Genomic DNA, 23,078 nt, shown 5'->3' with positions numbered 1-23,078 from the left:
CTCACTTCGTGCTCGCAGCGCGGCTGCGGATGTAATGGTTGAAAAGCACCGCGATCAGCAGCATGCCGCCGAGGAAAACGCGGTACCAATCCGAATCGATGTTGGTGTAGGAGATGCCGATCTGCACGACGCCAAAGATGATGGCGCCGAAGCACGCACCGATCACCGAGCCGAAGCCGCCGGTGAGCAGGGTGCCGCCGATGACCACGGCGATGATCGCTTCGAATTCCTTCTGCAAGCCGCGATCGGAAGCGGCGGAGCCGAATTCGGCGACCTGGAGCACGCCGAACAGGCAGGCGCAGAACGCGGTGAAGACGAACAGGGAGATCTTCACGCGGCGCACCGGCACGCCAACGTTCTTCGCCGCGTTGGCGTCGCCGCCCACGGTGTAGATCCAGTTGCCGAAGCGGGTGCGGGCGAGGACGAAGCCGGCGACCACGGCAAGCCCAATCCACCACAGCAGCACCTTGGGGATACCACCGACGACGGGTTCGCCGTTCGGGAACGATTCGATGATCCCGTGCGAGGCGAGGAAGCTGAACAGGCCGTGGAAGGTCGTGCCGGAGAACAGGCCCGAGACCAGCGGTGACTCGTCGAACTTGCTGCCTACGCCGCTCACGATGGTGCTGTTCGCGAACGTGGTGGAGAGCACGAGGGTAAGCCCGCGCAGGATGAACATGAAGGCCAGGGTGACGATGAAGGACGGCAGCTTCGTGCGCATGACCAGGTAGCCGTTAAGCCAGCCCAGCGCCATGCAGACGAGGAAGGCCGCGATCACCGAGGCCCACAAGGGCCAGCCCAGGTACATGGGGGGAATAGCGACGACGACGCCGGCGAAGCCGATCATGGAGCCGATGGAAAGATCGAATTCGCCGGCGATCATCAGCAGGCAGGCACCGACGGCAAGGATGCCCAGGTAGCCCGCGACCTTCGCCCAGTTGATGACGCCATCGAGGGCGAACATGCCCGAGTCGCCGGCGGTGATGGCGAAGAAGACAAAGACCAGCACGGTGCCGGCGATGGAGCCCAGTTCGGGCCGATCGAGCAGTACGCGCCACGGGGAAATCTTCCGTACGCGTTCATCCGTGGGTTTTGCTGCTTCCTGCGCATTCGTGCGCTGACGCTGGATCATGTGAGTGACGCTCTCGTTGATGGCGCTCATGGTTGCTCCCGACGGTCAGCGGTACTGGCCGGCGTACTTCTCGACGGTGGCGACGTTATCCTTCGTGACGAAGGCCGGGCCCGAGCTCACGCCGTTGGCGGTGTAGATGGGCTTGAGGTCGTACTCCTTCAGGCGTGCCTGGAACTTCGGGTTGGCCTTCAGGGCGGCAATGATCGTCGCCGGGTCCTTGGTGTTCTTGTCGTGCGCGATGACCAGCGCGGCGATGCCCATGTAGCCCTGCAGATAAGGCTGTTGGTCGATCGCGTACTGGATGGTCCCGGACTTGATGCCAGCGATGATCGCGGGCGACAGGTCGAAGGTGCCGAAGTTGATCGCGCCTTTCAGGTGCAGGTCTTCGACGACTTTGATGGCTGGCTCGGCGGCGTTCGGACCGAGCGCCAGGATGGCCTGGGTCTTCGGATGCGCGCGCAGGTAGGCGGTGAGCTTGGCCGAGACCACGGTCGGATCCATGCCGGTATCGATCATGGAGCTGGAACGCCAGTCCTTCACGCCGATCGCGTCGGCATAGCCCTGGCAGCGCTCGAACGAGGCGTTGTTGGTGGCGTAGTGATTAACGCAGACGAAGCTCTTGATCCCCGCGGCCTTGGCCCGGTCACCAGCTGCCTTGCCCGCGTCGTACTCGCCCTGGCCGACGTGCATGATCGCGCCGATCTTCGTGCTCTCCTCGGGCGTACCCGAGTTGATCGTGACGATGGGGATGCCCTTCGCAGAAATTTTCGCCGCCGGGCCTTTCAACTGATCGAAGTTGGCGATGTCGAACGCGACGCCCTTGTAGTTGCGGGCGGCGGCCGATTCGAGCTGGCGGGCCATTTCGGCGAGGTCGCCGTTGCCCGAGCCGCGGTAATCGACGGCGACGCCGAAGTCATCGCCGGCTTGCTTGATCGAGTTCTTGATGGTGTTCCACCAGGAGTCGGAATCGGCGGCGTGGGTAACGAGAACGTAGCGGTCGCCGGGGGCCGCCCGGGAGGCGGGAGCGGCCAGCCCGAGGCCAAGGGCGAGGGCGGCGGCCAACGTGGCCTGGAACGGTTTGAATCGCATATTGCCTCCACTTGTGACCGGCCTTGCCGGTCGGGATGGGTGACGGTCGGAGCGATAACGGCCTTACAGCCGCTGTTTTGCCGAAAGCGGACCGAGCATGGACCGGCTGTTCCAGTGTTGCAACTTGCATTGCAACATCGAAATAAATGGAAAATATGTTCCACGGGTGCTTCAATGCCGGCGGACCCCTCCTGGAGCCACCGATGGCTAAACGCAGCGAAGCCGATGCCCTGATGAACCGCATCGCCGAGGAATTCGAGGCGCTCCCGCGCCAGTTGCAGGGGGTCGCCCGGTACCTTGAGGAACATCGCAGTTCGATCATGGTCCAGCGCGTCGGTGAGATTGCCGAGGGCGCTGGCGTGCATGCGTCGGCGGTGGTCCGTTTCGCCCAGCGCTTTGGCTATACCGGCTTCAGCGAGATGCAGGCCGTGTTCCGCGATGCGTTCACCGCCCAGGCCTCACCCTCGCGCAGCTATAAGCAGCGCATCCGCACCGTTATCGAGAACCGCACCGGTGTCGTACCGGCCGTGGAGATCGCCTCGCGCTTCATCGATGCCAGCCGCATGGGCCTGGATGAACTTGCCGCGGAGATTGACGAAACGCGCTTTCAGAAAGCAGTGGACGCGCTCGCGGGAGCCGAAAACATCTACGTGATCGGCGTGCGCCGCTCGTTCGCGATCGCCACCTACATCGCTTACGCCTTGCAGCACACGCAGAAACGCGTGCACCTGGTGAGCGGTCTGGGCGGCATGTTCCGCGAGCAGCTGCGCAGCATCGGCAAGGGCGACGCGCTCATTGCGATCAGTTTCCCGCCGTTCGGCAAGGAAACGCTTTACGCCATGCGTTACGCGCAGCAACACCAGGCCAAGGTGCTGGCGATCACCGAAAGCGACCTGGGGCCGCTAGCACGGCACTCCGATGTGCTGCTGAAGGTGAAGGAGGGCAGTGCATTCGCCTTCCGCGGCCTCACCAGCACCATGTGTCTGTGCCAGGCGCTGTTTGTCGCGCTCGCTTACAAACTTGAACTAACCGTCGAAGAAACGCTTCCCCGAGGAGAATACGATGATTGAAGTCGCTGTCTTTGGTGCCGGTCGCATCGGCAAGATCCACGCAGCCAATGTCGCCCGCCATCCGCAGGCGCGCCTGCGTTACGTGGTCGATGTGCACGAGCCCTCGGCCCGGGAGCTGGCGGACAAGCACGGTGCGAAGGTCGCCAGCGTCGACGAGGCACTGAATGATCCGGCGGTGGGCGCCGTCGTCATCGGTTCCAGCACGGATACCCATGCCGACCTCATCCACCGTGCCGCTGCGGCAGGCAAGGCGATCTTCTGCGAGAAGCCGGTGGATCTGGACGTGGAGCGCGCGCGTTCCTGCCAGGCTGCCGTTGAGAAGGCGGGCGTGGTCTGCATGATCGCGTTCCAGCGTCGCTTCGATCCGACGTTCTCATCGCTGAAAAAACGCCTTGATGAGGGGGAAGTGGGTACGCCGGAAGTGCTCATCGTCACCAGCCGTGATCCGGGTGCCCCGCCGGTTAACTACATCAAGAGCTCGGGCGGTGTGTTCAAGGACATGCTGATCCACGATTTCGACATCTTCCGCTGGATCCTCGCCGATGAAGCCGTGAGCGTGCATGCCGCGGGCAGCTGCCTGACCGATCCAGCGATCGAAGGCGCCGGCGATATCGATACGACCGCGGTCACCATCCGCACGAAGAGCGGCAAGCTCTGCCAGATCAACACCTCGCGTCGCGCCGCTTATGGCTACGACCAGCGTTTTGAAGTGCTTGGCAGCAAGGGCATGCTCCAGGCGGGCAACGTCGCGCCGACCCAGGTGGTATCGCATACCGCGGCGAACATCGCCCACGACCTGCCTGAGCACTTCTTCCTGGAGCGCTACCGCGAGGCGTACGCCGCCGAGATCGCCCACTTCTTCGATGCGTTGTCGTCGGGTTCGCCCGTGCGCACCACGATCGCCGACGGCATCAAGGCGCTGGAACTGGCTGAGGCCGCCGCACGTTCGTGGCGCGAAGGGCAGGCCGTGGCAGTGAACATCTGACGGAGTCGCAAGTCATGACCCAACTTCGTATCGGCCTGGCCGGCCTCGGCCGGCTAGGCCAGCGGTACGCTGAAAATCTCGCCCGGGCCGTGCCGCGGGCGAAACTCGTGGCGGTGTGCAGCCCGGTGGAAAGCGAGCGCGCGTGGGCGCGCGATACGCTGGGTGTGCCGACCCTCCATGAAACCTATGAGCAGATGCTGGCCGATCCGGGTATCGACGCGGTGGTGTTGGTCACGCCGACCTCGCTGCACGCCGCGCAGATCGAGCAGGCGCTGGATGCTGGTAAACATGTGTTCTGCGAGAAGCCACTCTCGCTCGAGCTCGAAGACTGCCGCCGTGCCGCCGCGCATGCGGCGCAATCGTCGAAGCGGGCGATGGTCGGTTTCGTCCGCCGCTTCGATGAAAGCTATCGGCATGCGTTCATGCATATCGAGGCGGGCGGCATCGGCAGGCCGTTCCTGGTGTACTCGCAAACTACCGACCTCGCCGATCCAACCGGCGCGTTCCTTAAGTTTGCGCCGACCAGCGGCGGCATCTTCCTCGATTGCAGCGTGCACGATGTGGACCTCGCCCGCTGGTTGCTCGGCCGCCCGAAGGCAAAGAAGGTCTACGCCACGGGTACCGTTGCGATGTACCCCCCGCTCGATGCGATCAAGGATGTCGACAACGGCATCGCCATCGTCGAGTTCGAAGGCGGCCAGATGGCGATGTTCTATGCCTCACGCACGCAGGCCCACGGCCACGACACGCACACCGACATTACCGGCACCGCCGGCAAGGTAAGCATTGGCCGCAACCCGCGCGCCGATCGCGTGGAAATCGCGGACGCCGCCGGCGTGCGCAACACCGTCCTTCCCTCGTTCTACGAACGCTTCGCCCCCGCCTTCGTGACCCAGGCCCGGCATTTCGTGGATGCGGTACTCGACGACACCCCTTTCGACCTGACCATGGACGATGCGGTCGAAGCCACCCGCATCGCGGTCGCCCTGCGCGAGTCCCAGCAAACCGGGGTACCCGTTGTCCTGACGTAACGGTAGGAGCGCGTTTGCGCGCGATGGGTGCTCGCGGCACGCCCGATCGCGCGCAAGCGCGCTCCTACAGGGGTTGGGGCGTTGATGAAAAAGGCTTCATGCGGCGCGATGTCGCAGCGCAGCATAAGCCTCTATAATGAAGTCGCCATGCCCTTACCCTCTCTTGTCCCCCATCGCGGACGGCGCTTCGCCGTCACCGCCCGGATCCTTTCCGCGGTCGTTTTCACCTTCCTTTGCTACTTGAGCATCGGCATTCCGCTGGCGGTGCTGCCGGGTTACGTGCACAACGATCTGGGCTATTCCACGGTCATTGCCGGCCTGGCGGTTAGCACGCAATACATTGCGACCTTGTTGAGCCGGCCCTATGCGGGGCGCATGGCCGATGCGATGGGGCCGAAACGGGCCGTGACCGCGGGCTTGATCGTGCTGGCGCTCGCCGGTCTCTTCCTGGCCCTCGGTGGTCTCGCGCCCGGCATGCCGGTGCTCTCGCTGGCCCTGATCCTCATGAGTCGCCTCGGCCTCGGCTTTGCTGAAAGCTGGATTGGCACTGGGGCAATCACCTGGGGTATCGCCGGTATCGGCGGCGAGCACACGGCACGGGTGATTTCGTGGAATGGCATCGCGACCTACGGCGGCATTGCGCTGGGTGCGCCGCTCGGCGTCGCGCTGTCGCAAAAGTTCGGCCTGATCTCGCTTGGCGTCGTTGGCTTCGCGCTGGGCGCGATGGCGTTGCCGCTCGCGTTGCTGAAGGCCCACGTGCCTCCTACTCACGGTGAACGCCTGCCGTTCAAGAGCGTGCTATCGCGCGTGTATGCCTATGGCGCCGGCCTGGCCCTCGGGTCCATCGGCTTCGGCGCGCTGTCCACGTTCGTGGCCTTGTACTACGCCAGCCGCGGCTGGCAGGACGCCGCGTTGTCGCTTTCCGTGTTCGGTGGCTGCTTCATCGGCATTCGCCTGGTCTTTGCCAACGCGATCAACACGTTCGGTGGTTACCGGGTGGCGATCATTTCGCTGGTGGTCGAATGCCTGGGCCTTCTGCTGATGTGGTACGGCACGACCCCGCACGCGGCGCTCGCTGGTGCGGCGCTGACCGGCTCAGGCTTCGCCCTGGTCTTCCCGGCGTTGGGTGTCGAGGCGGTGAGCCGCGTCAGCAACCACAACCGCGGTGCGGCGCTCGGCGCGTACTCGGTCTTCCTTGACGTGGCCCTTGGCCTTACCGGCCCGGTAGGGGGCTGGGTCGCGGGACTTTACGATTACCCCGCGATTTTCCTGGTGGCCAGTGCCACGACGTTGGCGGCCGCAGCACTGTCCTTTGTGCTGTATGTGCGCCATGGCCGTCCGCTACGCAGCGAAACCGCCGACGCGCGGGCATAATGCCCGCCTGATCCCCACGAGTCGGCACCATGCCTTTTGATCGCAGCTGGATGGGTTACGGCATCGACGGTGCCTTGCAGGTCGGTGGCATCGCGCTGCTGGCCGGCATCGTGCTTTACCTGCTGGTGCACCTGGCCGCGAAGGCGAACGGCTGGAACCTTGGTATCGAACTCACGATCACCGTGATCGCGGCGTTCGTCCTCGTCGGTGGCGAGGACATCTGGAATTCGTTCTACTTCAACTTCGTGCCGATCCAGTCGCCGCTGTTGCTGCGGGTGAAACTGGCCGCGGTGCATGACCCGGATTCGATGGGTTTGCGCGTGCTGTTCGAAATGCTGGGTGCGCTGGTGGGCACGAGCATTGGCTGGGCTGTGTTTTCTGGTGGATTTAAGGATCTGATCGGGCACCTGCGCAATCCTTAGGAGCATCGCGCGCAAGCGCGCTCCTACAGGGGTAGCGGTCGTGGGGGCATCGCGCGCAAGCGCGCTCCTACATAGGATCTGCGTGCTTTTTGTAGGAGCGCGCTTGCGCGCGATTCGCCTCACCGGTGGTGCTGGAACATCCAGGTCCACAGATCGGGCGTGGCGTAGGCCTTCATCCATGAGCCGTGGTTTACGCCGGGGAATTCGCTGTACTTCACTTCGGCGCCGCGCTTGACCAGCGCTGCGTTCATCTTCCGCGACTGTTCGGTAGGCACGACGTCGTCGTCGCCGCCGTGGAAGATCCACACAGGCGTCTTGCCGATCTTTTGCGCGGCCCATTCGAACGGATCGCTGCCCTTGGGCGCGCCGTGGACGAACAGGTTGCGGCCTTCCGGGTCTGGCAGGGCGGTGATGCCGCCGCAAATGATCGCCGCGGCGGCGAACATGTCCGGGTGGTCGACGGCCAGCTGCCACGAGCCATAGCCGCCCATCGACAGGCCGGTCAGGTACAGGCGCTTACGGTCGCCGGCGAACTCCTTCACACTCTGCTCGAGGGCGGCCAGGGCCATGTTCGCGTCAGCCGGATCGGTCCACTCGGTGTCATCCGGTGCCTGGGGAATCACCACGACCGCGGGGAAATCCATGTGTTCCTTGAGCCACGGCGGCAGGCCCTGGCTCATCTGTTTCTGGTTGTCGTTGCCGCGCTCGCCGCTACCGTGCAGGAAGAGCACCACGGCCGGGTGCGTCTTGATATCGGCGGGAATGAAGACCTGGTAGCGGTAGGTCTTGCCGTGCACATCGACCGAGCGTTCGGCGAATTGCGCGGGCGCGGCGCTGGCGGTACCGGCCAGGACGGCGGCAGTAAGGAAGGCGAGGGTGCGGAGCATACGCGGGGATCTCCTGAGGTCGATGTAGGAGCGCGCTTGCGCGCGATAGCTCTCCGCGAAACCGCCAAAGGCCCTGCGACGTCGAGGCGAAAGATGTCGCGCGCAAGCGCGCTCCTACGGGAGTGAAGCGCAGTAACTGCGTTACGGCAAGATGTCAGAGGACCGGGTCGAACAGCCGCGCTACGTGCAGGGCCACCCGGCGCAGGTAGGGTAGGCGCCGGTAGTCGTTCGGGTTGACCTCGTCCGCCTGGGCGAAGTCATCCTTCAGCATGGTCTCCACTTCCATGGCGAAGACCGGGTCGATGTTCAGCGCGGAGATCTCGAAGTTCAGGCGGAAGCTGCGGTTGTCGAGGTTCATGCTGCCGACGACGGCGGTGTCGTGGTCGATCAGCATGACCTTCTGGTGCACGAAGCCGGGCAGGTAACGGAACATCCGGATGCCGGCGACGCTGGCTTCGTGCGCGTAGAGTGTGGTGGCCATGTAGACCGTGCGGTGGTCGGGGCGCGAGGGTATGAGGATGCGCACGTCCACGCCGCGGAAGACGGCGAGGCGCAGCGCGCCAAACACCGCCTGGTCGGGTACGAAGTACGGGCTGGTGATCCACACCCGCTTCTTTGCCGCGTGGATCGCCTGGGTGAAGAACAGCGAGCAGCTTTCCTGGCGATCGGCGGGGCCGGTCGCGACGATCATCGTGCTGGCCCGGCCACAGCGCTCGGGCGGTGGCATCAGCGGCGGCCGCTCGCCGGTCACCCAGTACCAGTCCTCAGAGAACACGCGTTGAAGGTCGGCCACCGCGGGACCTTCGATCTGCATGTGGGTGTCGCGCCAGGGGGCGAGTGGCGGTTTGAGGCCGAGGTATTCATCGCCAGCGTTGAGGCCGCCGACGAAGCCACGCTCGCCATCGACAACGACCACCTTGCGGTGGTTGCGGAAATTCAGCTGGAAGCGATTGCGAAAACGGCGGGTGGCGAAGCGGCGCACATCGACGCCGCCTTTGCGCAGGGACTCCACATAAGTGTCGGGCAGCGCATGGCTGCCGATGCTGTCGTAGAGCAGGCATACGTGGATGCCGCGTTCGGCACAGGCCAGCAATGCGTCACGCAGGCGCCCACCGAGCCCGTCATCGTGGATGATGAAGAACTGCACGAGGACATAGTGATTGGCCCGCGACATGGCGGCGAACATCGCCTCGAACGCGGCATCGCCATCGATGTGCAGCGACAGGTTGTTGCCCGCGTGCATCGCTGTCTTCAGCATGTGGCCGATCGCGCTGTAGCGTGGGTCGTGCACGGCCTGGGGGAGCGGGGCTACGCCGGGCTGGGCGGGGTGCTCGGCTTCGGCATGCAGCATGAAGAAGCGCGCCTGGCGCTGGCGGTGCAAGTCCACGTAGCCGCCGAAGCGGCTGGCGCCCAGGAACAGGTAGGGGACCAGGGTGACATAAGGCACCAGGACGAGCCCCAGCACCCACGCGAAGGCCCCCTGGGCGGTCCGGGTGTTCATCACCGCGTGCATGGCGGCCATGACGCCTGCGGCATGCAAGGCCAGGGCCGCAACCGCGATCAGGGTGGTGATCATGCCTGGAGCGCTCCGATATTCACGTTTGCGGCAAGAGTCTTTGTCGCGCCGGGGCGTTTTTGCCGAGCGGGCTTAACCGGAAAATGCACGCATCCTCTCCTTCTTCGGAGCCTATCCTATGGGTTCGTCTTCTTCCCGTCTGCCCTTGCTCGCGCTGGCCGTGGCCGCGTTTGCGATTGGTACCACCGAATTCGTCATCATGGGCCTGTTGCCCGAGGTGGCCGCTGACCTGCATGTCGGCATCCCGGCGGCGGGGATGCTGGTCTCTGGTTATGCGCTGGGTGTGGCCGTCGGCGCGCCCTTGCTGGCCGCACTGACCGCGAAGCTGGAGCGCAAGCGCGCGCTGCTGTTGCTGATGGGCTTGTTCATCATCGGCAACGCCTTATGCGCCGTCGCGGCAAACTACGAAGTCTTGATGATGGCCCGCGTCGTCGCCGCGTTCTGCCATGGTTCGTTCTTCGGCATCGGTGCCGTCGTGGCGGCGCACCTCGTACCTGCCAACCAGCGTGCCCGCGCGATCGCCTTGATGTTCGCCGGCCTCACCCTGGCCAATGTGCTCGGTGTGCCGTTCGGTACGTTCCTTGGCCAGTGGGCGGGCTGGCGCTCCACGTTCTGGGCGGTGACGGTCCTGGGTGTCGTGGCCGCCGCGGCCGTGGCGCGCTTCGTGCCGGCGCTGCCAAACCTGAAAGCGCCACACATGGCCACCGAGATGCGCGTGCTGCGTGAGCCGCAGGTGCTGATCGCCCTGGGCATGACCGTGCTCGGCTTCGGTGGTGTGTTTACCGTGTTCACCTATATCGCCCCGATCCTGCAGGAGGTGTCACACGTGAGCCCGCACTGGACCGGCGCGGTGCTCGTGCTGTTTGGCCTCGGCACCACGATTGGCAACATGCTGGGTGGGCGCCTGGCCGACTGGCGTCTCATGCCCTCGTTGATGGGCATCCTGGTGGTGCTGGCGCTGCTCATGGCTGCCTTCGCATGGACCATGCACAGCACGGTTGCCTCGATCATCACGGTGTTCGTGTGGGGCATCGCGTCGTTCGCGACCGTAGCGCCGCTGCAATCCCGGGTGGTGCACGTGGCCGGTGATGCGCCGAACCTGGCGTCGACCCTGAACATTGCAGCATTCAACCTGGGCAATGCGGGTGGGGCATGGCTGGGCGGTGCGGTGATCGCAGCGGGCTTCGGCATGCCAGTGGTGAGCCTGGCTGGTGCGGCTGTCACCGTGGCCGGCCTGCTTGCTACGATGGCCAGTGTTGCACTGGAGCGCCGCCGCCCTGCGCGCCTCGCTGCCGAGTGCGTCTGATTCCTCTCCCGGAGCCGCGCCCATGAAAGCCGTCGCTTACCGTCATTCATTGCCCATCGACGATCCGCAGAGCCTTGTCGATACCGACCTGCCCATGCCCGCCGCCACGGGCCGCGACCTGCTGGTGCAGGTCGCGGCCATCTCGGTGAACCCCGTGGACACCAAGGTCCGTCAGAGAGTGGATCCGAACGGTGAGACGAACGTATTGGGCTGGGATGTCGCCGGCACCGTGACAGCGGTCGGCCCTGAGGTGCGCCGGTTCAAGGTGGGTGACGCCGTGTGGTATGCAGGCGATCGTAACCGCAGCGGCGCCAACGCGGAATTCCATCTCGTCGATGAGCGCCTGGTCGGTCGCAAACCTTCCAGCCTGGGCATGGCGGAGGCCGCGGCTATGCCGCTTACCACCATTACGGCCTGGGAACTCATGTTTGATCGCCTGCGTATGCCGCGCGGCACGCAGGGCAAGCCAGCGACCTTGCTGGTCGTGGGTGCGGCGGGCGGCGTCGGCTCGATGGCCGTGCAACTGGCGCGCCGCCTCACCGGGCTTACCGTCATCGGTACGGCCTCGCGCGATGCGACGCGTGCATGGGTGAAGGCGATGGGCGCCCACCATGTTGTCGATCATGCGAAGCCACTGGATGCCGAGGTGTTGGCGGTGGCACCGGAAGGTGTGGACTACGTGCTGAGCCTCACGAAGACCGAACAGCATTTCGCCGCGTTCCCCAAGCTGATGAAGCCGCAGGGCGCCATCGGCCTTATCGATGATCCGGCCGAGCCGATCGACGTGCGGCTGCTCAAGGTCAAGAGCATTGCGTTGCATTGGGAATCCATGTTCACGCGTTCCGCATTCCACACGGATGACATGGGCGAGCAAGGACACCTGCTGGATGAGGTGGCGAACCTGGTCGACGCGGGCGTCATCCGCAGCACATTGCGTGAGCACCTTGGTGTGATCAACGCGGTCAACGTGCGCCGCGCGCACCAGCTCGTGGAAAGCGGCGCGAGCATCGGCAAAGTGGTGCTCGAAGGTTTCTAACACCTCTTGTAGGAGCGCGCTTGCGCGCGATGGCTTTTCGCGACGTGGCAACCGGTCCTGGCGCTCTTTCGCGAAGGGCTATCGCGCGCAAGCGTGCTCCTACAGGGGTGTGGGCTATTTGGCGGTTAGCAGGGTAGCCAGGGACTGGGCTTGTTTGCGGATCTCGGGGATGGCCGTGGATTCCCACAGTGCCCCGCGCAACAGGCTGCCGATCGCGAACAGGTTGCCGCGTGGCTTGCCGTTGCCATCGAGCAGGTGGCCATCGGGTTGGGCGGCGAGACCCAGGCCCATGCGATCGGGCGTCACCAGGCCATCGATGACCAACTGGCGCATCAACGTGTGATCGGTGCGAACCGTATCGGTGTTGAGGCCCACGGTCTGGATGACGATGTCGTAGGTTTCCGTCAGCGTGTCGTCGGACCCGGTGATGCGGCGGACGACGTCGAGATTGCCATCCATGCGCGACGCGACCGACTGCATGCGGCCGCGCAGGCGGTGCAGCTTGCCGGCAGCCTCGAGCGCGTGCACCTTCTTGTGCACCTGTGGCGGCATGCGATGGCGCGCACGCTCCCAGGCCCAGCGCGCGTGGCGGAGGAAGCGTGCCCGCTCGGCGTCGGGCAGCGACTGCCACAGGCCTTGCGTATGGGGGCGCATGCCGTCGACCACGGTGCGCCAATCATCGGCATTCGTCGCGGCATCGCGTAGTTGATGCAGCCAGCCGCGGATGTTCGGATCGTCGAGCATCTGCTCGGCAAGCTCGTTACCATCATCGCCCGGCGCAGACGCCGCGGCGAGATGTGGCTCGGGCAGGTGGCCGTGCCGGGAAAGCGCGGTGAAGCTCGCATTCGGCCAGCGCGCCGATAGCTCAAGCATCACGTCGACCGCGGTCAGGCCAAGGCCGATGACGAGGACGCGCAAAGGGCGGTCGTCCGGTTCGGCGGCCGCCAGGTAGGGCCACGGATCGGTGACATAGCGGCCACTGGCCAGTGCGGCGTCATCCACCCCGACGAGCGGGCGCGGCGGCAGCGAGCCGATCGCTAGCACCGCGGCTTCGGCGTGCGCTTCTTCCTCGCCATAGCCGACCGTGACACCTTCGCTTGACGGCACCAGCGATTCAGCGGCGAACGGAATCCGGTTGATGTCGTGGCCGAACTGGCCGGCGTTCCCGATAGCGGCATCGATGCGCGTCTGCAGGAAATTGCCGTACTGGCGACGCGGAAGGAAATCCGAACCCTTGACGCTGGGATCGAGGGCCTGGGCGTACTCAAGGAAGCCGCCCGGCTTGCTGACGAACATGCCCATGGATGCGGCACGCACATTGAGAAGATGGCGGTCGGAAGGCGTGCCATAGGCGACCCCGCGGCCCGGCTGAGCGCTGCCGGCGAACCACGTGAGGTGCAGTGGCTTCGGCGTCCTGCGTTCGAGGAGCTCGCTCACCAGCGTCGCCGCTGCCGCGCCACCGCCGATGATGGCGACTTTTTGAAACATGTGTACTGGTCCTTCGCCCGTGGGTTGGGGTGGAGGGCCGTGAGACCGTCAGGCCGTCAGGCGTCCCGCAATGATCGATTGCCTCGGTCGTGCGATCCAGTGTCCAGAGGGACCGGGCTGCTCATACGCGAGGTACTGTGCCAGATCACCACCGTACACGTGAAGCGTGAGCGCCGTGTCATGCCGCGACAAATTGCGGCAGCGGTGCACGTGCTCCTCGGCGCCTTCGAACCAGGTGGCATCGCCGGGGCCCAGCCAGGTACGGCCGGTGCTGCGCAAGGTTTCGTCGGTGCCATCCTTGAGGAAGGACTCAACCTCAAGCGCGCCAGCGATGGTGGCTTCCAGACCCCACAGGCCGCCATGGTCATGCACCGGCGTGGCGTAGCCGGGTGGCCAGGCCATGACCAGCACACTGACCGCCGGCTTGGCCCGCTCGGCGATCATCCACCGTTCGAATCCGCGGTGGCGCTCGCGCAGGGCGCCCAGTGCCTCGATGACCTCATCATGCCGGGCATGCAAGGCACGGCCCAGTTCGCGCCCCATGGAGGCGAGGTCAGGAACATGCGCATCCGAATGATCGAACGCGATGTCTCGCAAGGTTTTGATGATGGAAGAACGCTTACCCATGGAACGGGCCGCCCCGGTAAATCGACTGGCGCCAGTGGAGCATGGCGCCTGTTAAACATGCGTAACCCCCTTCTTTCAGCCCGCCTTTAAACCCTTTGAGAAAATCCAGCATCGAACCATCGCACCGCCCACCTGGCGGCCGTTGCACGGAGACCCACCATGATCGTCATGACCTCGCTCGTCGTCCTCTTCGCTGGTTTCTGGCTAGCCTTCGCGCTGGTAGGCGCCATGCTCAAGCTGGTATTCGGCATCATCGGCGGCGTCTTCCATGTTGTTGCCAGCATCGTGGGCGCCCTTGTCGGTGGCGTGCTCATGCTGGCCATCGCCCCGGTCGTGGCGCTGGCCCTGTTGCCGGTGTTGATCCCGGTGGCCTTCCTGGTCGGCCTGGTGTGGCTCATCGCCCGCGCCACCCGCAAGCCCGATGTCGTGGTCATGCCCGCCCCGCGCTAACCTTGATAGGTAGGAGCGCGCTTGCGCGCGATGGCTCTTGCGGCAAGCCCCATCGCCCCCGAAGAGGGGATAAACGCGCAATCCCAGCGCGCTCCTACAAAGGCTTAGATCGATCGTAGGTCGAAGGTGACGGGGATTCTCGCCCATGCCTTCACGTGCTGGCCGTTCTGCACGGCCGGCTGGAAGCGCCAGCTACCGAGCACCTGGTTGCGGGCCGCGTCATCCAGCACACGGTGGCCGCTACTGCTCTCGACCACCACCTGTAGCGGCTTGCCGCTTTCATCCACGAGTACCCGCAGGGTGACCGTGCCCTGCATGTGGCCGCGGATCGCCTGCTGCGGGTATTTCGGCGCCGGCGCGGCCACGTAAGCCAACGACATCTCCACCGGGGCGGCTTCCACGGCGGGGCCGGGCGTTGCCGGCGCTGCCACGACGGGGGGCGCCTGGAGCATGCCTTCATCGGAGGTCGTCGCTGGCGCTTGCGGCGGCGGTGGCGCCATTTCGTGGTGCACGACCGGCGTTTTTGGCACCGCCTTCGGCAGCGGTTTCAGTTCGATATCCGGGATCGGTATCGGCTTGGGCGGGGTCGGGTGGTCGATCAGCGTGATGCTGCGGGGTGTGGGCGTGAACGTGACGATCTCGGCCACCATCGGCCGCATGACGGCGATGAGCGCGGCGGCGTTGAGGGCGATCGCCGCGCTCATGGCGGCGATGCGGACGGTATCCGGATGAATGCCGGACAGGGCCTGCGGACGGGCGAACGACATGAGCCACCTCCTTCAATGTGGGTGAAGGTGTTGCGTAGTAGTTGCGTGCTGCATGGTCGGGAACACGGCCAGTGGGGACTGGCGGGGATCGTGTTCAGGTCCGGGTTCAGATTAGGCAGGCTTCGAAGAAACTTGCAATAGTTTCATTCAGACGGCTATTTCGGTCAGCCCTGACCGATCGGCAACCCGATCGCGCGCAAGCGCGCTCCTACACAGGGCGGCGGATTGCGCGCAACACCTGCGCAGACTCCTGTAGGAGCGCGCTTGCGCGCGATCCGCCGCTCAGTGCGCGACAAGCATCGGAATATCGGACTGCATGAACAGGTAGCGGGTGGTCCCGCCCAGCACCAGTTCCGACAACCGCGAACGCCCCCAGGCGCCCATCACGATCAGGTCGGCACCTGCGTCATGCGCCGTCTTGAGCAATTCGGGGCCAGGTGACGACAAGGCCGCCTCGTCGAGCTTGCGCACTTCGGCTTTCACCCCATGCGTATCCAGCCAGCCACAGATGTCCGTGTCGGGCAGGGCGCAGGTGCCGATATCCTCATCACGGCTGCCATCGATCACCGTCACCTTGCCTGCCTTGCGCAGGAGCGGCAGCGCCGAACGCAGCGCCAGCGCCGATTCGCGGCTACCACTCCAGGCGACCAGGACGTTGTCGCCGAGGGTCTCGACCGGTGCCGTATCGGGAACCACCAGCACGCCGCGACTGGCCCCAAACACCGTGCGAGAAACGACGCCGAAGCCGACCGGTGCATCGCCGCGCATGGTGGACGAGCGCTCCATCACGACCAGGTCGTAACCCGCAGAGGCGTGGGTGAGCAGGGTGACGGTATCCCCGTTGCCTACGCGCCATTTGCCCTTGAGGCCCTGAGCGGTAAGCAGGTCGCCCCAGTCGCCGGCCACGGCACGCGCCTCGCTCGCCCGCTGGCGCACCGCATCCAGTTGCATGGGCACGGCTTCGGGCACGGTGAAGGCGGCGGCCGGCATGTCGACCACATGCATGGCATCGAGCCGCGCGCCGATCCGGGTGGCCATGGCGAGAGCCGCGCGCAGCCCAGCGCCCTGCAGAGGCAGGCGCGGAACATTGAGGAGAAGTTCGAGGGTCATGCCCGCATGGAACACCGCCCGCTCCGCCGAGGCAAGCCCCAGTTGCGAATGTTTCGCATCAGGGCGTGGCATCGGGTACCCTCGGAGACCTGTTTTGTGCACTGCGGAACCCCCCATGACCCTCGAAAGCGCCGATCCGCGCTACGGCTTTCGCGAAGAAATCGCGAGCAGCGTCATCCATGGCCTCGGCATCGTGCTCAGCATTGCCGGCCTCGCGGTCCTGGTGGCGTTCTCAGCGCTATATGGCGGTGGTACGCGCGCCGTAGCGGCCAGTTCCGTGTTTGGCGTGACACTGATCCTGCTATACACCGCGTCCACGCTGTACCACTCGGTGCCGAGCGGGCCGGCAAAGCAGGTGTTCCGTACGCTCGACCACATCGCGATCTTTCTGCTGATCGCCGGCACCTATACGCCGTTCACGCTGCTAGCGCTGCCGGGTGCGTGGGGCTGGGGCCTGTTCGGCACCATCTGGAGCCTGGCCATCATTGGCAGCGCGGCCGAGCTGGGCATGCTCAAGCGTTATCGCAGGGCGGCGGTGGTGATGTACGTGCTGATGGGCTGGGTGGCCGTCGTGGCGATCGAACCCTTGCGTGAAAACGTCCGGACCGGCGGCCTGGTCCTGATGTTCGCCGGCGGCGTGGCTTACACCGCCGGTGTGCCGTTCTACATCTCGCGGCGCATGCCTTACGGGCATGCGATCTGGCATCTTTTCGTGCTGGCAGGCAGCGTGCTGCACTACCTGTCGATTCTTCTCTACGTCATCCCCGACGCCGGAAAATAAAGCTCGTGTAGGAGCGCGCTTGCGCGCGATGGGGGCTTGCTACAAGACCCATCGCGCGCAAGCGCGCTCCTACATGTTCACTTCTTTTTCTGCTGTTCCGGGATGAAGCGCGTGCGGACGGCTTCGGCCAGTAGTTCGGGCGGGAGCAGGCCCTGGGCGATCAGGAAATCGTTGAACGCCTTGCGGTCGAACTTGTCGCCGAGCTGCACCTGCGTCTCCGCACGCAGCTGCAGGATCCGCGAGTAGCCGTAGAAATACGCGGTGGCCTGGCCTGGCGAGTTCAGCGTGTAACGATCCAGTTCCTGCCGTGCCATCGGTTCGGAAAGACCTACGTCGTGCACCAGGATGTCGTGCGCGCGCTCGCGGGTGACCATGCCCAGGTTGAGCATCGGATCGAGGAACGCACGCGCCGCGCGCAACAGGCGGAACTGCAGGGCGATGAACTGGCCTGCAGGCGGCTCGTACGGCACCATTTCCGCTTCGGCGTACAGCGCCCAGCCTTCCACGTTCACGCTGTTGAAGGCGAACAGGCTGCGGGTCAGCGACACGCCCTGTTCCACCATCGCGGCGAACTGCAGCTCGTGGCCGGGGCGGCCTTCATGCGCGGTCAGCGTCCATGCGGCTGCCTCGAAGGTGAAATCGTCGTACATCTGCGACGCGTCGCCATTCGTCGGCGGGTTACCGGTGGTAAGGACGAAGGTGCCGCGCTGCCCGGTATTGTTGATGAAGGGCGGCGGATCCATGTGCGGCGCCGGCGTGCGCGCGTTTTCCGCTTCCGATGCCAGGCGCATGGCCAGCTCACGCTTGGGCAGCTCGACGATCCGCTGCTTGCGGATGGTGTCTTCGATCTTGCCGATCACCGTGTGGTACGTCGGAACGACCTGGTCCTTTGCGAGCTGCTTCTTCTTTAGCGCTTTCAGCACGTCGCGGTAATCGCCATCGGGCAGGCCTTCGGCCTTCGCCACGATCGGCGCCAGCTGCTGCAGCGCGTACGAGGTCTCCATGAACTCCAGTTCCGCTCGATCGATCAAGTCACGCGGGGCGATGTCGAGGCCGACCTGTTCGAGGTTGTAGGCATACATCGGTTCCGGGAGGCGGAAGTCCGTACGCGCGCGCGGCAGTACGGTCTTCTTCACCCAGGCGTTGTAATCCTTCAACTGCTTGTCGAGCGCGGCCATGGCCTCGTCCGAACCGCTGATCTTCTTCTCGGCGAACAGCTTGCGGATGCCATCGACGTAGCGCTGGGTGTTGCCCAGCTTCTGCTCGACATCGGCCTTGACCGGGCCGAGCAGCTTCTTGTCGCCGAGCTTCTCGGTAGTGCGTGCCTTGGCCTGATCCACCAGCGGCGTGCAGCCCGGCGCGGTGCCGACGTAGCACTTCAGACGACCGAGCGCGGCCTTGTTCTGCTCGGGCGTGCTTTCGGCGTTCAGTAGCGAGAACTCGCCGCTGAAGATCATCTGCCCGGCGTCAAACCACGGCAGCATGTACTTGTCGTTGAGGTCGATGCCCTTGATGTTGCCATCGATCTGCTTGATGAGGATCTGCAGGTCCTGATGGACATTGGGATCCTTTTCTTCGGCGAGGCGCTTTTGCAGCTTCTCGCGTACCTCGACGAGGGCCGCGCGCTGACGCTTGTCCATGTCGGGGCCGAGGTCGGCGGTCTTCTCGTCGTAGCCCTTCACGCCGATGTCGGTGGCGGATTCCGGGCTGAAGCGAGCGGTGAGGTCGAGCAGTGGCTGGGCATCGGCGTTGCTGCGCGCGATCCAGGCGGGCTGTGCGGCTTCGGCGTGCAGGCTGCCCACCGCGAATGTGATCGCGGCAGCAAGGGTCAGGCGTCGGAACATGGGCATCTCCCCGGGTAGTGCCCGGAGACTAGCCCGGCGCGCGCAGGGCTGCCATGTGCCAACGGATGGGTCAGGCGAGCAGCAGGGCCACCCCGGCCATGCCCAGCATCAGGAACGAGATGACCACCTTGGCCAGCATGCCGACGAGCATGCCGACCCAGGTGCTCACGCCGACATGCGCCGAGCGCAGGATGCTTTTGCCCGACGACAGCTCGCCGACCACGGCACCGGCGAAGGGGCCGATGATGAGCCCGGGGATACCGAAAAACATGCCGACGGTGGTGCCGACGCCCGCACCCCACAAGGCTCTTGGCGTCGCGCCGATCTTCTTGGCGCCCAGCGAGGCGGAGATGAAATCCAGGGCTACCCCGACCGCGCCGATGATCCCGATGGCGATCAGCCAGCCCCAGCCGAGGTGCTGGTACGCGTCCACCGCGGCGGCGAGCCAGATGCCGCCGAAGATCATGGGAATGCCGGGCAGCACCGGAAGGATCGCGCCCGCCACACCGCCGACGATAAGCACGGCGGAGAGCAGGTACAGGGCCAGGTCCATCAGCGGAAGGCCTCGCGGTACTCCGGCTTGAGGTAGGCGACGAAGGCGCCGCTCGGCACATCCACGGCCTGGGGGCCGGCCACATAGGCGGCGACCTGGTAGGGCGGGAAGATGAAGGTAAGGCCATGCACCTTGTCGTCGGGCCCGGTCAGCAGGCTGAAGACGCGGTAGTGATCCTTGCCGGGAGCGGTGCCTTCCTCGATCAGCTGGGTATCCGAGGCCAGGGGTTCGTCCTGGTCGTCCAGCTGGGTGATGAGCTGGCGGCGGGCCTCGGAGGCAAAGACGTGTTCCGCGGCATCCGGGTCGGCGAAGAGTTCACGGATGTTGACCACCCGGTCCGTCTCCTTGTCGAAGGTGAAGCTATCGACGATGGGTGCCGGGTGCGCACCCCCGGTGAAGGCCTGGCCATCGACCTGCACGTTGATGAAGCGATCGGTGCGGGCCGATACGGCGATATCGAGGTTGAGATCCCATGGGATCTCCCGGGCACGCGCGCGGGCGCCCGGCGCATCCAGGCTATCGAGGAAAGCGCGCTTTTGCCGGTCGACGTAGCGATCGATGGCATGGCGCAGCGGACCCGCCTGGGTGGGCAGGGTGGGGAGTGAAAACTCCATCGTATAGAGGCCCTCCTGGCCGGAACGGTTATCCTTATCGGCACTCGCCTGCGTGGGCGGTGGCGTCTGCCCGTCGTTCGTCTGGTTGGCGCTGTCGCGGCAGGCGGTGAGCCCGGCGGTGGCGATGACCAGCGACAGGATGTGTCGCACCAGCATTTCGGCATTCTCTCCCTGCGAGGTTCGCATCTTAGCGTAGACACCGCATGGCGCAGAGAGCGTCAACGTATCGAAGGAACAGCGTGCACAACGCGATGAGCGAAAGCGTCACCCTGCTCAAGGCCGATGAACTCGGCCGGATTGAACGCGTGGAGCGCGACGGCGTCGTACTCATTCGCCGTGATATCGCCGCGGCGCGCTGGTGGGCGCGCTGGTTCGCGCGGCGCGCCGCAGCCCGCGAGGCCCGGGCGCTGGCGAAGCTGGAGGGTATCGACGGTGTCCCGCAGCTGCTGGCGTGGAATGGCCGTGTGCTCGAGCGCAGCTACATGGCGGGCGAGCCCATGCAGGTCGGGCGCCCGCTGGATCCGGCGTACTACCGCGATGCCCTGCGCCTGCTGGCAGTGCTGCACCGCCGCGGTATCGTCCACAACGACCTGGCCAAGGAGCCGAACTGGCTGGTGAGGGAAGACGGTAGCCCCGGGCTGGTGGATTTCCAGATTGCTTGGACGCGCGGGCGGCGCGGCGCGCTGTTCCGCCTGCTGGCGCGCGAAGACCTGCGCCATCTCTTGAAGCACAAACGCACCTACGCGGCAGACCGTCTTAGCGTGCGGCAACGCGGCATCCTGGCCCAGCCGGCGCCGCATTCGCGGCTGTGGCGCGCCACCGGCAAGCGGCTCTACAAGCTCATCGCCCGCCGCCTGTTCGGCTACTGGGACAACGAAGGCCAGGGCCGCATCCGCAAATAATGTAAGAGCGCGCTTGCGCGCGATGGGGCTAACGGCAAGCCCCATCGCGCGCAAGCGCGCTCCTACAGGGTCGGGCTATTTTTCGACGAACGCGCGCTCGATCACGTAATCACCCGGTTCGCGGGTGCGCGGGGATGCCTGGAAGCCTTCGCCATCGAGCAGGACGCAGATGTCGTCGAGCATCGAGGGGCTGCCGCACAGCATCACCCGGTCTTCCGCCGGATTCAGCTGTGGCAGGCCGGTGGCGCGGGCCATCTCGCCATCGGCGATCGCGTCGGTGATGCGGCCGCGGTTGCTGAACTCTTCGCGCGTGACCGTCGGGTAGTAGATGAGCTTCTCGCGGACCAGATCGCCGAGGTATTCATGCTTCGGCAGCTCGTTTTCGATGTAATCCGAGTAGGCCAGGTCGTTCACACGGCGCACGCCATGGGCCAGGATGATCTTGTCGAAACGCTCGTACGTTTCCGGATCGCGGATGATCGACAGGAAGGGGGCCAGGCCCGTGCCGGTGCCGAGCAGGTAAAGGCGCTTGCCCGGCTTTAGATCGTTGAGGACCAGGGTGCCGGTCGGCTTGCGGCTCACGATCAGCGGATCGCCCGGCTTCAGGTGCTGCAGGCGCGAGGTCAGCGGACCGTCCTGCACCTTGATGCTGAAGAACTCCAGGTGCTCCTCGTAATGCGCACTCGCGATGGAATACGCGCGCATGAGCGGGCGGCCATCCACTTCCAGGCCGATCATCACGAAGTGCCCGCTTTCAAAGCGGAACCCGGGATCGCGTGTGGTACGGAAGCTGAAAAGCGAATCGTTCCAGTGATGTACGTCGATGACGTGCTCGGTCGCCAGTGCCACCATGGTGTGCGTTGCCTCTGAACAAATAGGGACGAAGCCACCGCGCCCCGCGCGGCAAGCCTTGGAATCAGCTGGGGAAGCGACCCGCGGGCCGCGCTGCCTGGCGCGTGGCGCCGCTCCCCCGTGGGGTGGGTGCGGGCTCAGGCGTATAAGGATACGGCATTGGGATCGCTCCCGCCGCCTGGGTGGCGCGCTCGGTCTCGGCCTGGTCTAAGATCGGGCCGTTCCCTCCCTAGGAAGCCCTCCGCATGACACGACCCGAGTTCACACCGGGCCAGGCCTGGACCTATCGCACTCGCCCGGGTGAGGAAGCCTCACGGATCGTCATCCGCAAGAAGGACATCGAGGCAGAAGACGGCGAGGTTTTCCACATCTCGATCCTGGGCGTGAAGCTGCGTAACCACCGGATGCCCGGCGGTATCCAGCCGGCCATGCATCATGCGGCGGTGGCGCGCGCGACCCTGGACAACAGCCTGCTCGAGTACACCGGGGACGGCGATGATGACGAAAGCTGGATGGATGGCTATGCCGTGTGGCGCCAGGCGTACGACAACGGCGACGCCGGCTTATTCGACATCCCGGTCACCGGGATCCTGAGCTACATCGAAATGGTCGTCGCCGCCTCTGGAGAAGTCTGATGAAACACCGCGTTCTTTCCTTGCTCATTTCCTTATCGCTCGCCGCCTGTGCCCACGCACCGCCGAACGAGCCGGTGAAACCCGCAGAGCCGTCGCGCGACGGCAAAGTCAGCTATTCGGCCATCCCCTCCGATAAGGCGGGGGAATATCAGATGAAGTCAGGACAGAGCGCCTTTGGCGCGCAGCCGCTCACCAATGATCCGCCGGCCTATCCAGCCGCACTGATCGCCTCGAACCTGCCGGCCAGCGTGGTCCGCGCCAAGGTGATCGTCGATGGGGAAGGCAAGGTCAGTGAGGTCCGCGATCTCGACAGCGCAACGGATGCCGCACACAAGGCCTTCTTCGCGGCCACGCGCGAGGCTGCCATGCGCTGGACCTACACGCCGATGACGATGGTGCAGGAACGCGAAGGTAACCACGGCAACATCACCCAGACCCGCACCAACGCCCCCTTCAGCCGCGACTACGCCTTCCGCTTCGAGCTGAAGGACGGCAAGCCCGTCGTGACGGCGAGTCCATAAAAAAAAGCGCCCTATCCTCTCGAAAC

General features: G+C 65.1%; 24 protein-coding genes. 12 read left to right on the top strand and 12 right to left on the bottom strand.

The window, feature by feature from the left end; translation table 11 throughout:
* Window position 1: 1 nt before the first annotated feature.
* Window positions 2-1,162 (bottom strand): ABC transporter permease, encoded by a 1,161-nt coding sequence (locus VGN46_RS15555; protein WP_331644800.1) that lies wholly within the window; start codon window positions 1,160-1,162, stop codon window positions 2-4.
* Window positions 1,163-1,177: 15 nt separating this feature from the next.
* Window positions 1,178-2,221 (bottom strand): sugar ABC transporter substrate-binding protein, encoded by a 1,044-nt coding sequence (locus VGN46_RS15550; RefSeq protein WP_331644798.1) that lies wholly within the window; start codon window positions 2,219-2,221, stop codon window positions 1,178-1,180.
* 203 nt (window positions 2,222-2,424) lie between these two features.
* Here VGN46_RS15550 and VGN46_RS15545 point away from each other — a divergent pair, with 203 nt between their 5' ends.
* The 5 genes from VGN46_RS15545 to VGN46_RS15525 all read left to right on the top strand — a co-directional run bounded on the left by VGN46_RS15545 (window position 2,425) and on the right by VGN46_RS15525 (window position 7,103).
* On the top strand, window positions 2,425-3,291 hold the full coding sequence (locus VGN46_RS15545; RefSeq protein ID WP_331644796.1) for a MurR/RpiR family transcriptional regulator: 867 nt from the start codon (window positions 2,425-2,427) through the stop codon (window positions 3,289-3,291).
* Window positions 3,284-4,276, top strand: coding sequence for an inositol 2-dehydrogenase (gene iolG / locus VGN46_RS15540; protein ID WP_331644794.1), 993 nt, complete (start codon window positions 3,284-3,286; stop codon window positions 4,274-4,276). The genes VGN46_RS15545 and iolG overlap by 8 nt, the downstream gene beginning before the upstream one ends.
* A 14-nt stretch (window positions 4,277-4,290) precedes the next feature.
* Window positions 4,291-5,307, top strand: a complete 1,017-nt coding sequence (locus tag VGN46_RS15535) for a Gfo/Idh/MocA family oxidoreductase (RefSeq protein ID WP_331644792.1) — start codon at window positions 4,291-4,293, stop codon at window positions 5,305-5,307.
* 147 nt (window positions 5,308-5,454) lie between these two features.
* Window positions 5,455-6,681 (top strand): MFS transporter, encoded by a 1,227-nt coding sequence (locus tag VGN46_RS15530; protein ID WP_331644790.1) that lies wholly within the window; start codon window positions 5,455-5,457, stop codon window positions 6,679-6,681.
* Window positions 6,682-6,710: 29 nt separating this feature from the next.
* Window positions 6,711-7,103, top strand: a complete 393-nt coding sequence (locus VGN46_RS15525; RefSeq protein WP_331644788.1) for a hypothetical protein — start codon at window positions 6,711-6,713, stop codon at window positions 7,101-7,103.
* Between the two features lie 119 nt (window positions 7,104-7,222).
* Here VGN46_RS15525 and VGN46_RS15520 read toward each other — a convergent pair whose 3' ends face one another.
* Both VGN46_RS15520 and cls read right to left on the bottom strand, forming a co-directional pair.
* Complete coding sequence (locus VGN46_RS15520) at window positions 7,223-7,990, bottom strand: prolyl oligopeptidase family serine peptidase (protein ID WP_331644786.1); 768 nt, start codon at window positions 7,988-7,990, stop codon at window positions 7,223-7,225.
* A 154-nt stretch (window positions 7,991-8,144) separates the two neighbouring features.
* A complete protein-coding gene (gene cls, locus VGN46_RS15515) occupies window positions 8,145-9,566 on the bottom strand; it encodes a cardiolipin synthase (protein WP_331644784.1) in 1,422 nt (473 codons plus the stop codon).
* A gap of 118 nt (window positions 9,567-9,684) precedes the next feature.
* On the opposite strand from cls, the gene VGN46_RS15510 reads away from it, so the two are divergent.
* Both VGN46_RS15510 and VGN46_RS15505 read left to right on the top strand, forming a co-directional pair.
* A complete protein-coding gene (locus tag VGN46_RS15510; protein WP_331644782.1) occupies window positions 9,685-10,872 on the top strand; it encodes an MFS transporter in 1,188 nt (395 codons plus the stop codon).
* Between the two features lie 22 nt (window positions 10,873-10,894).
* Window positions 10,895-11,908, top strand: a complete 1,014-nt coding sequence (locus VGN46_RS15505) for a zinc-binding alcohol dehydrogenase family protein (protein WP_331644780.1) — start codon at window positions 10,895-10,897, stop codon at window positions 11,906-11,908.
* Between the two features lie 114 nt (window positions 11,909-12,022).
* Here VGN46_RS15505 and VGN46_RS15500 read toward each other — a convergent pair whose 3' ends face one another.
* Window positions 12,023-13,396, bottom strand: coding sequence for an FAD/NAD(P)-binding protein (locus VGN46_RS15500; RefSeq protein ID WP_331644778.1), 1,374 nt, complete (start codon window positions 13,394-13,396; stop codon window positions 12,023-12,025).
* A gap of 48 nt (window positions 13,397-13,444) precedes the next feature.
* On the bottom strand, window positions 13,445-14,023 hold the full coding sequence (locus tag VGN46_RS15495; RefSeq protein WP_331644776.1) for a cysteine dioxygenase family protein: 579 nt from the start codon (window positions 14,021-14,023) through the stop codon (window positions 13,445-13,447).
* A 159-nt stretch (window positions 14,024-14,182) separates the two neighbouring features.
* Here VGN46_RS15495 and VGN46_RS15490 point away from each other — a divergent pair, with 159 nt between their 5' ends.
* The gene (locus VGN46_RS15490; RefSeq protein WP_331644774.1) at window positions 14,183-14,473 is read left to right on the top strand and encodes a hypothetical protein; all 291 of its coding nucleotides are present in this window, start codon (window positions 14,183-14,185) and stop codon (window positions 14,471-14,473) included.
* Window positions 14,474-14,577: 104 nt separating this feature from the next.
* On the opposite strand, the gene VGN46_RS15485 is transcribed toward VGN46_RS15490, so the two are convergent.
* A complete protein-coding gene (locus VGN46_RS15485) occupies window positions 14,578-15,240 on the bottom strand; it encodes an energy transducer TonB (protein WP_331644772.1) in 663 nt (220 codons plus the stop codon).
* 282 nt (window positions 15,241-15,522) lie between these two features.
* The gene (locus VGN46_RS15480; RefSeq protein WP_331644770.1) at window positions 15,523-16,422 is read right to left on the bottom strand and encodes a universal stress protein; all 900 of its coding nucleotides are present in this window, start codon (window positions 16,420-16,422) and stop codon (window positions 15,523-15,525) included.
* 43 nt (window positions 16,423-16,465) lie between these two features.
* Between VGN46_RS15480 and trhA the strand changes: the two genes are divergently transcribed.
* A complete protein-coding gene (trhA, locus tag VGN46_RS15475) occupies window positions 16,466-17,131 on the top strand; it encodes a PAQR family membrane homeostasis protein TrhA (RefSeq protein WP_331644769.1) in 666 nt (221 codons plus the stop codon).
* A 77-nt stretch (window positions 17,132-17,208) separates the two neighbouring features.
* Here the strand turns inward: trhA and VGN46_RS15470 are convergent, their stop codons facing one another.
* From VGN46_RS15470 to VGN46_RS15460, 3 genes are all read right to left on the bottom strand, one after another.
* A complete protein-coding gene (locus VGN46_RS15470) occupies window positions 17,209-18,975 on the bottom strand; it encodes a DUF885 domain-containing protein (protein ID WP_331644767.1) in 1,767 nt (588 codons plus the stop codon).
* A 70-nt stretch (window positions 18,976-19,045) separates the two neighbouring features.
* Window positions 19,046-19,528 carry a DUF456 domain-containing protein gene (locus tag VGN46_RS15465; protein ID WP_331644765.1) on the bottom strand — a complete coding sequence of 161 codons (483 nt, stop codon included), beginning with the start codon at window positions 19,526-19,528 and terminating at the stop codon, window positions 19,046-19,048.
* Entirely contained in the window at window positions 19,528-20,298 is a 771-nt protein-coding gene (locus tag VGN46_RS15460) for a DUF3298 and DUF4163 domain-containing protein (RefSeq protein WP_331644763.1), read from the bottom strand. The genes VGN46_RS15465 and VGN46_RS15460 overlap by 1 nt, the downstream gene beginning before the upstream one ends.
* A 95-nt stretch (window positions 20,299-20,393) precedes the next feature.
* On the opposite strand from VGN46_RS15460, the gene VGN46_RS15455 reads away from it, so the two are divergent.
* The gene (locus tag VGN46_RS15455; protein WP_331644977.1) at window positions 20,394-21,044 is read left to right on the top strand and encodes a serine/threonine protein kinase; all 651 of its coding nucleotides are present in this window, start codon (window positions 20,394-20,396) and stop codon (window positions 21,042-21,044) included.
* Window positions 21,045-21,119: 75 nt separating this feature from the next.
* Here the strand turns inward: VGN46_RS15455 and VGN46_RS15450 are convergent, their stop codons facing one another.
* A complete protein-coding gene (locus VGN46_RS15450; RefSeq protein WP_331644761.1) occupies window positions 21,120-21,896 on the bottom strand; it encodes a ferredoxin--NADP reductase in 777 nt (258 codons plus the stop codon).
* 245 nt (window positions 21,897-22,141) lie between these two features.
* Between VGN46_RS15450 and VGN46_RS15445 the strand changes: the two genes are divergently transcribed.
* Window positions 22,142-22,531 carry a hypothetical protein gene (locus tag VGN46_RS15445; RefSeq protein ID WP_331644759.1) on the top strand — a complete coding sequence of 130 codons (390 nt, stop codon included), beginning with the start codon at window positions 22,142-22,144 and terminating at the stop codon, window positions 22,529-22,531.
* Window positions 22,531-23,052, top strand: a complete 522-nt coding sequence (locus tag VGN46_RS15440; protein WP_331644757.1) for a hypothetical protein — start codon at window positions 22,531-22,533, stop codon at window positions 23,050-23,052. Before VGN46_RS15445 ends, VGN46_RS15440 begins: the two co-directional genes overlap by 1 nt.
* The last annotated feature ends 26 nt before the right edge of the window (window positions 23,053-23,078 follow it).

This window comes from Luteibacter sp., from assembly GCF_036500425.1.
Classification (GTDB): Bacteria; Pseudomonadota; Gammaproteobacteria; order Xanthomonadales; family Rhodanobacteraceae; genus Luteibacter.
The sequence above is the reverse complement of the archived record's forward strand: the minus strand, read 5'-3'. Positions and strand labels throughout refer to the sequence as shown.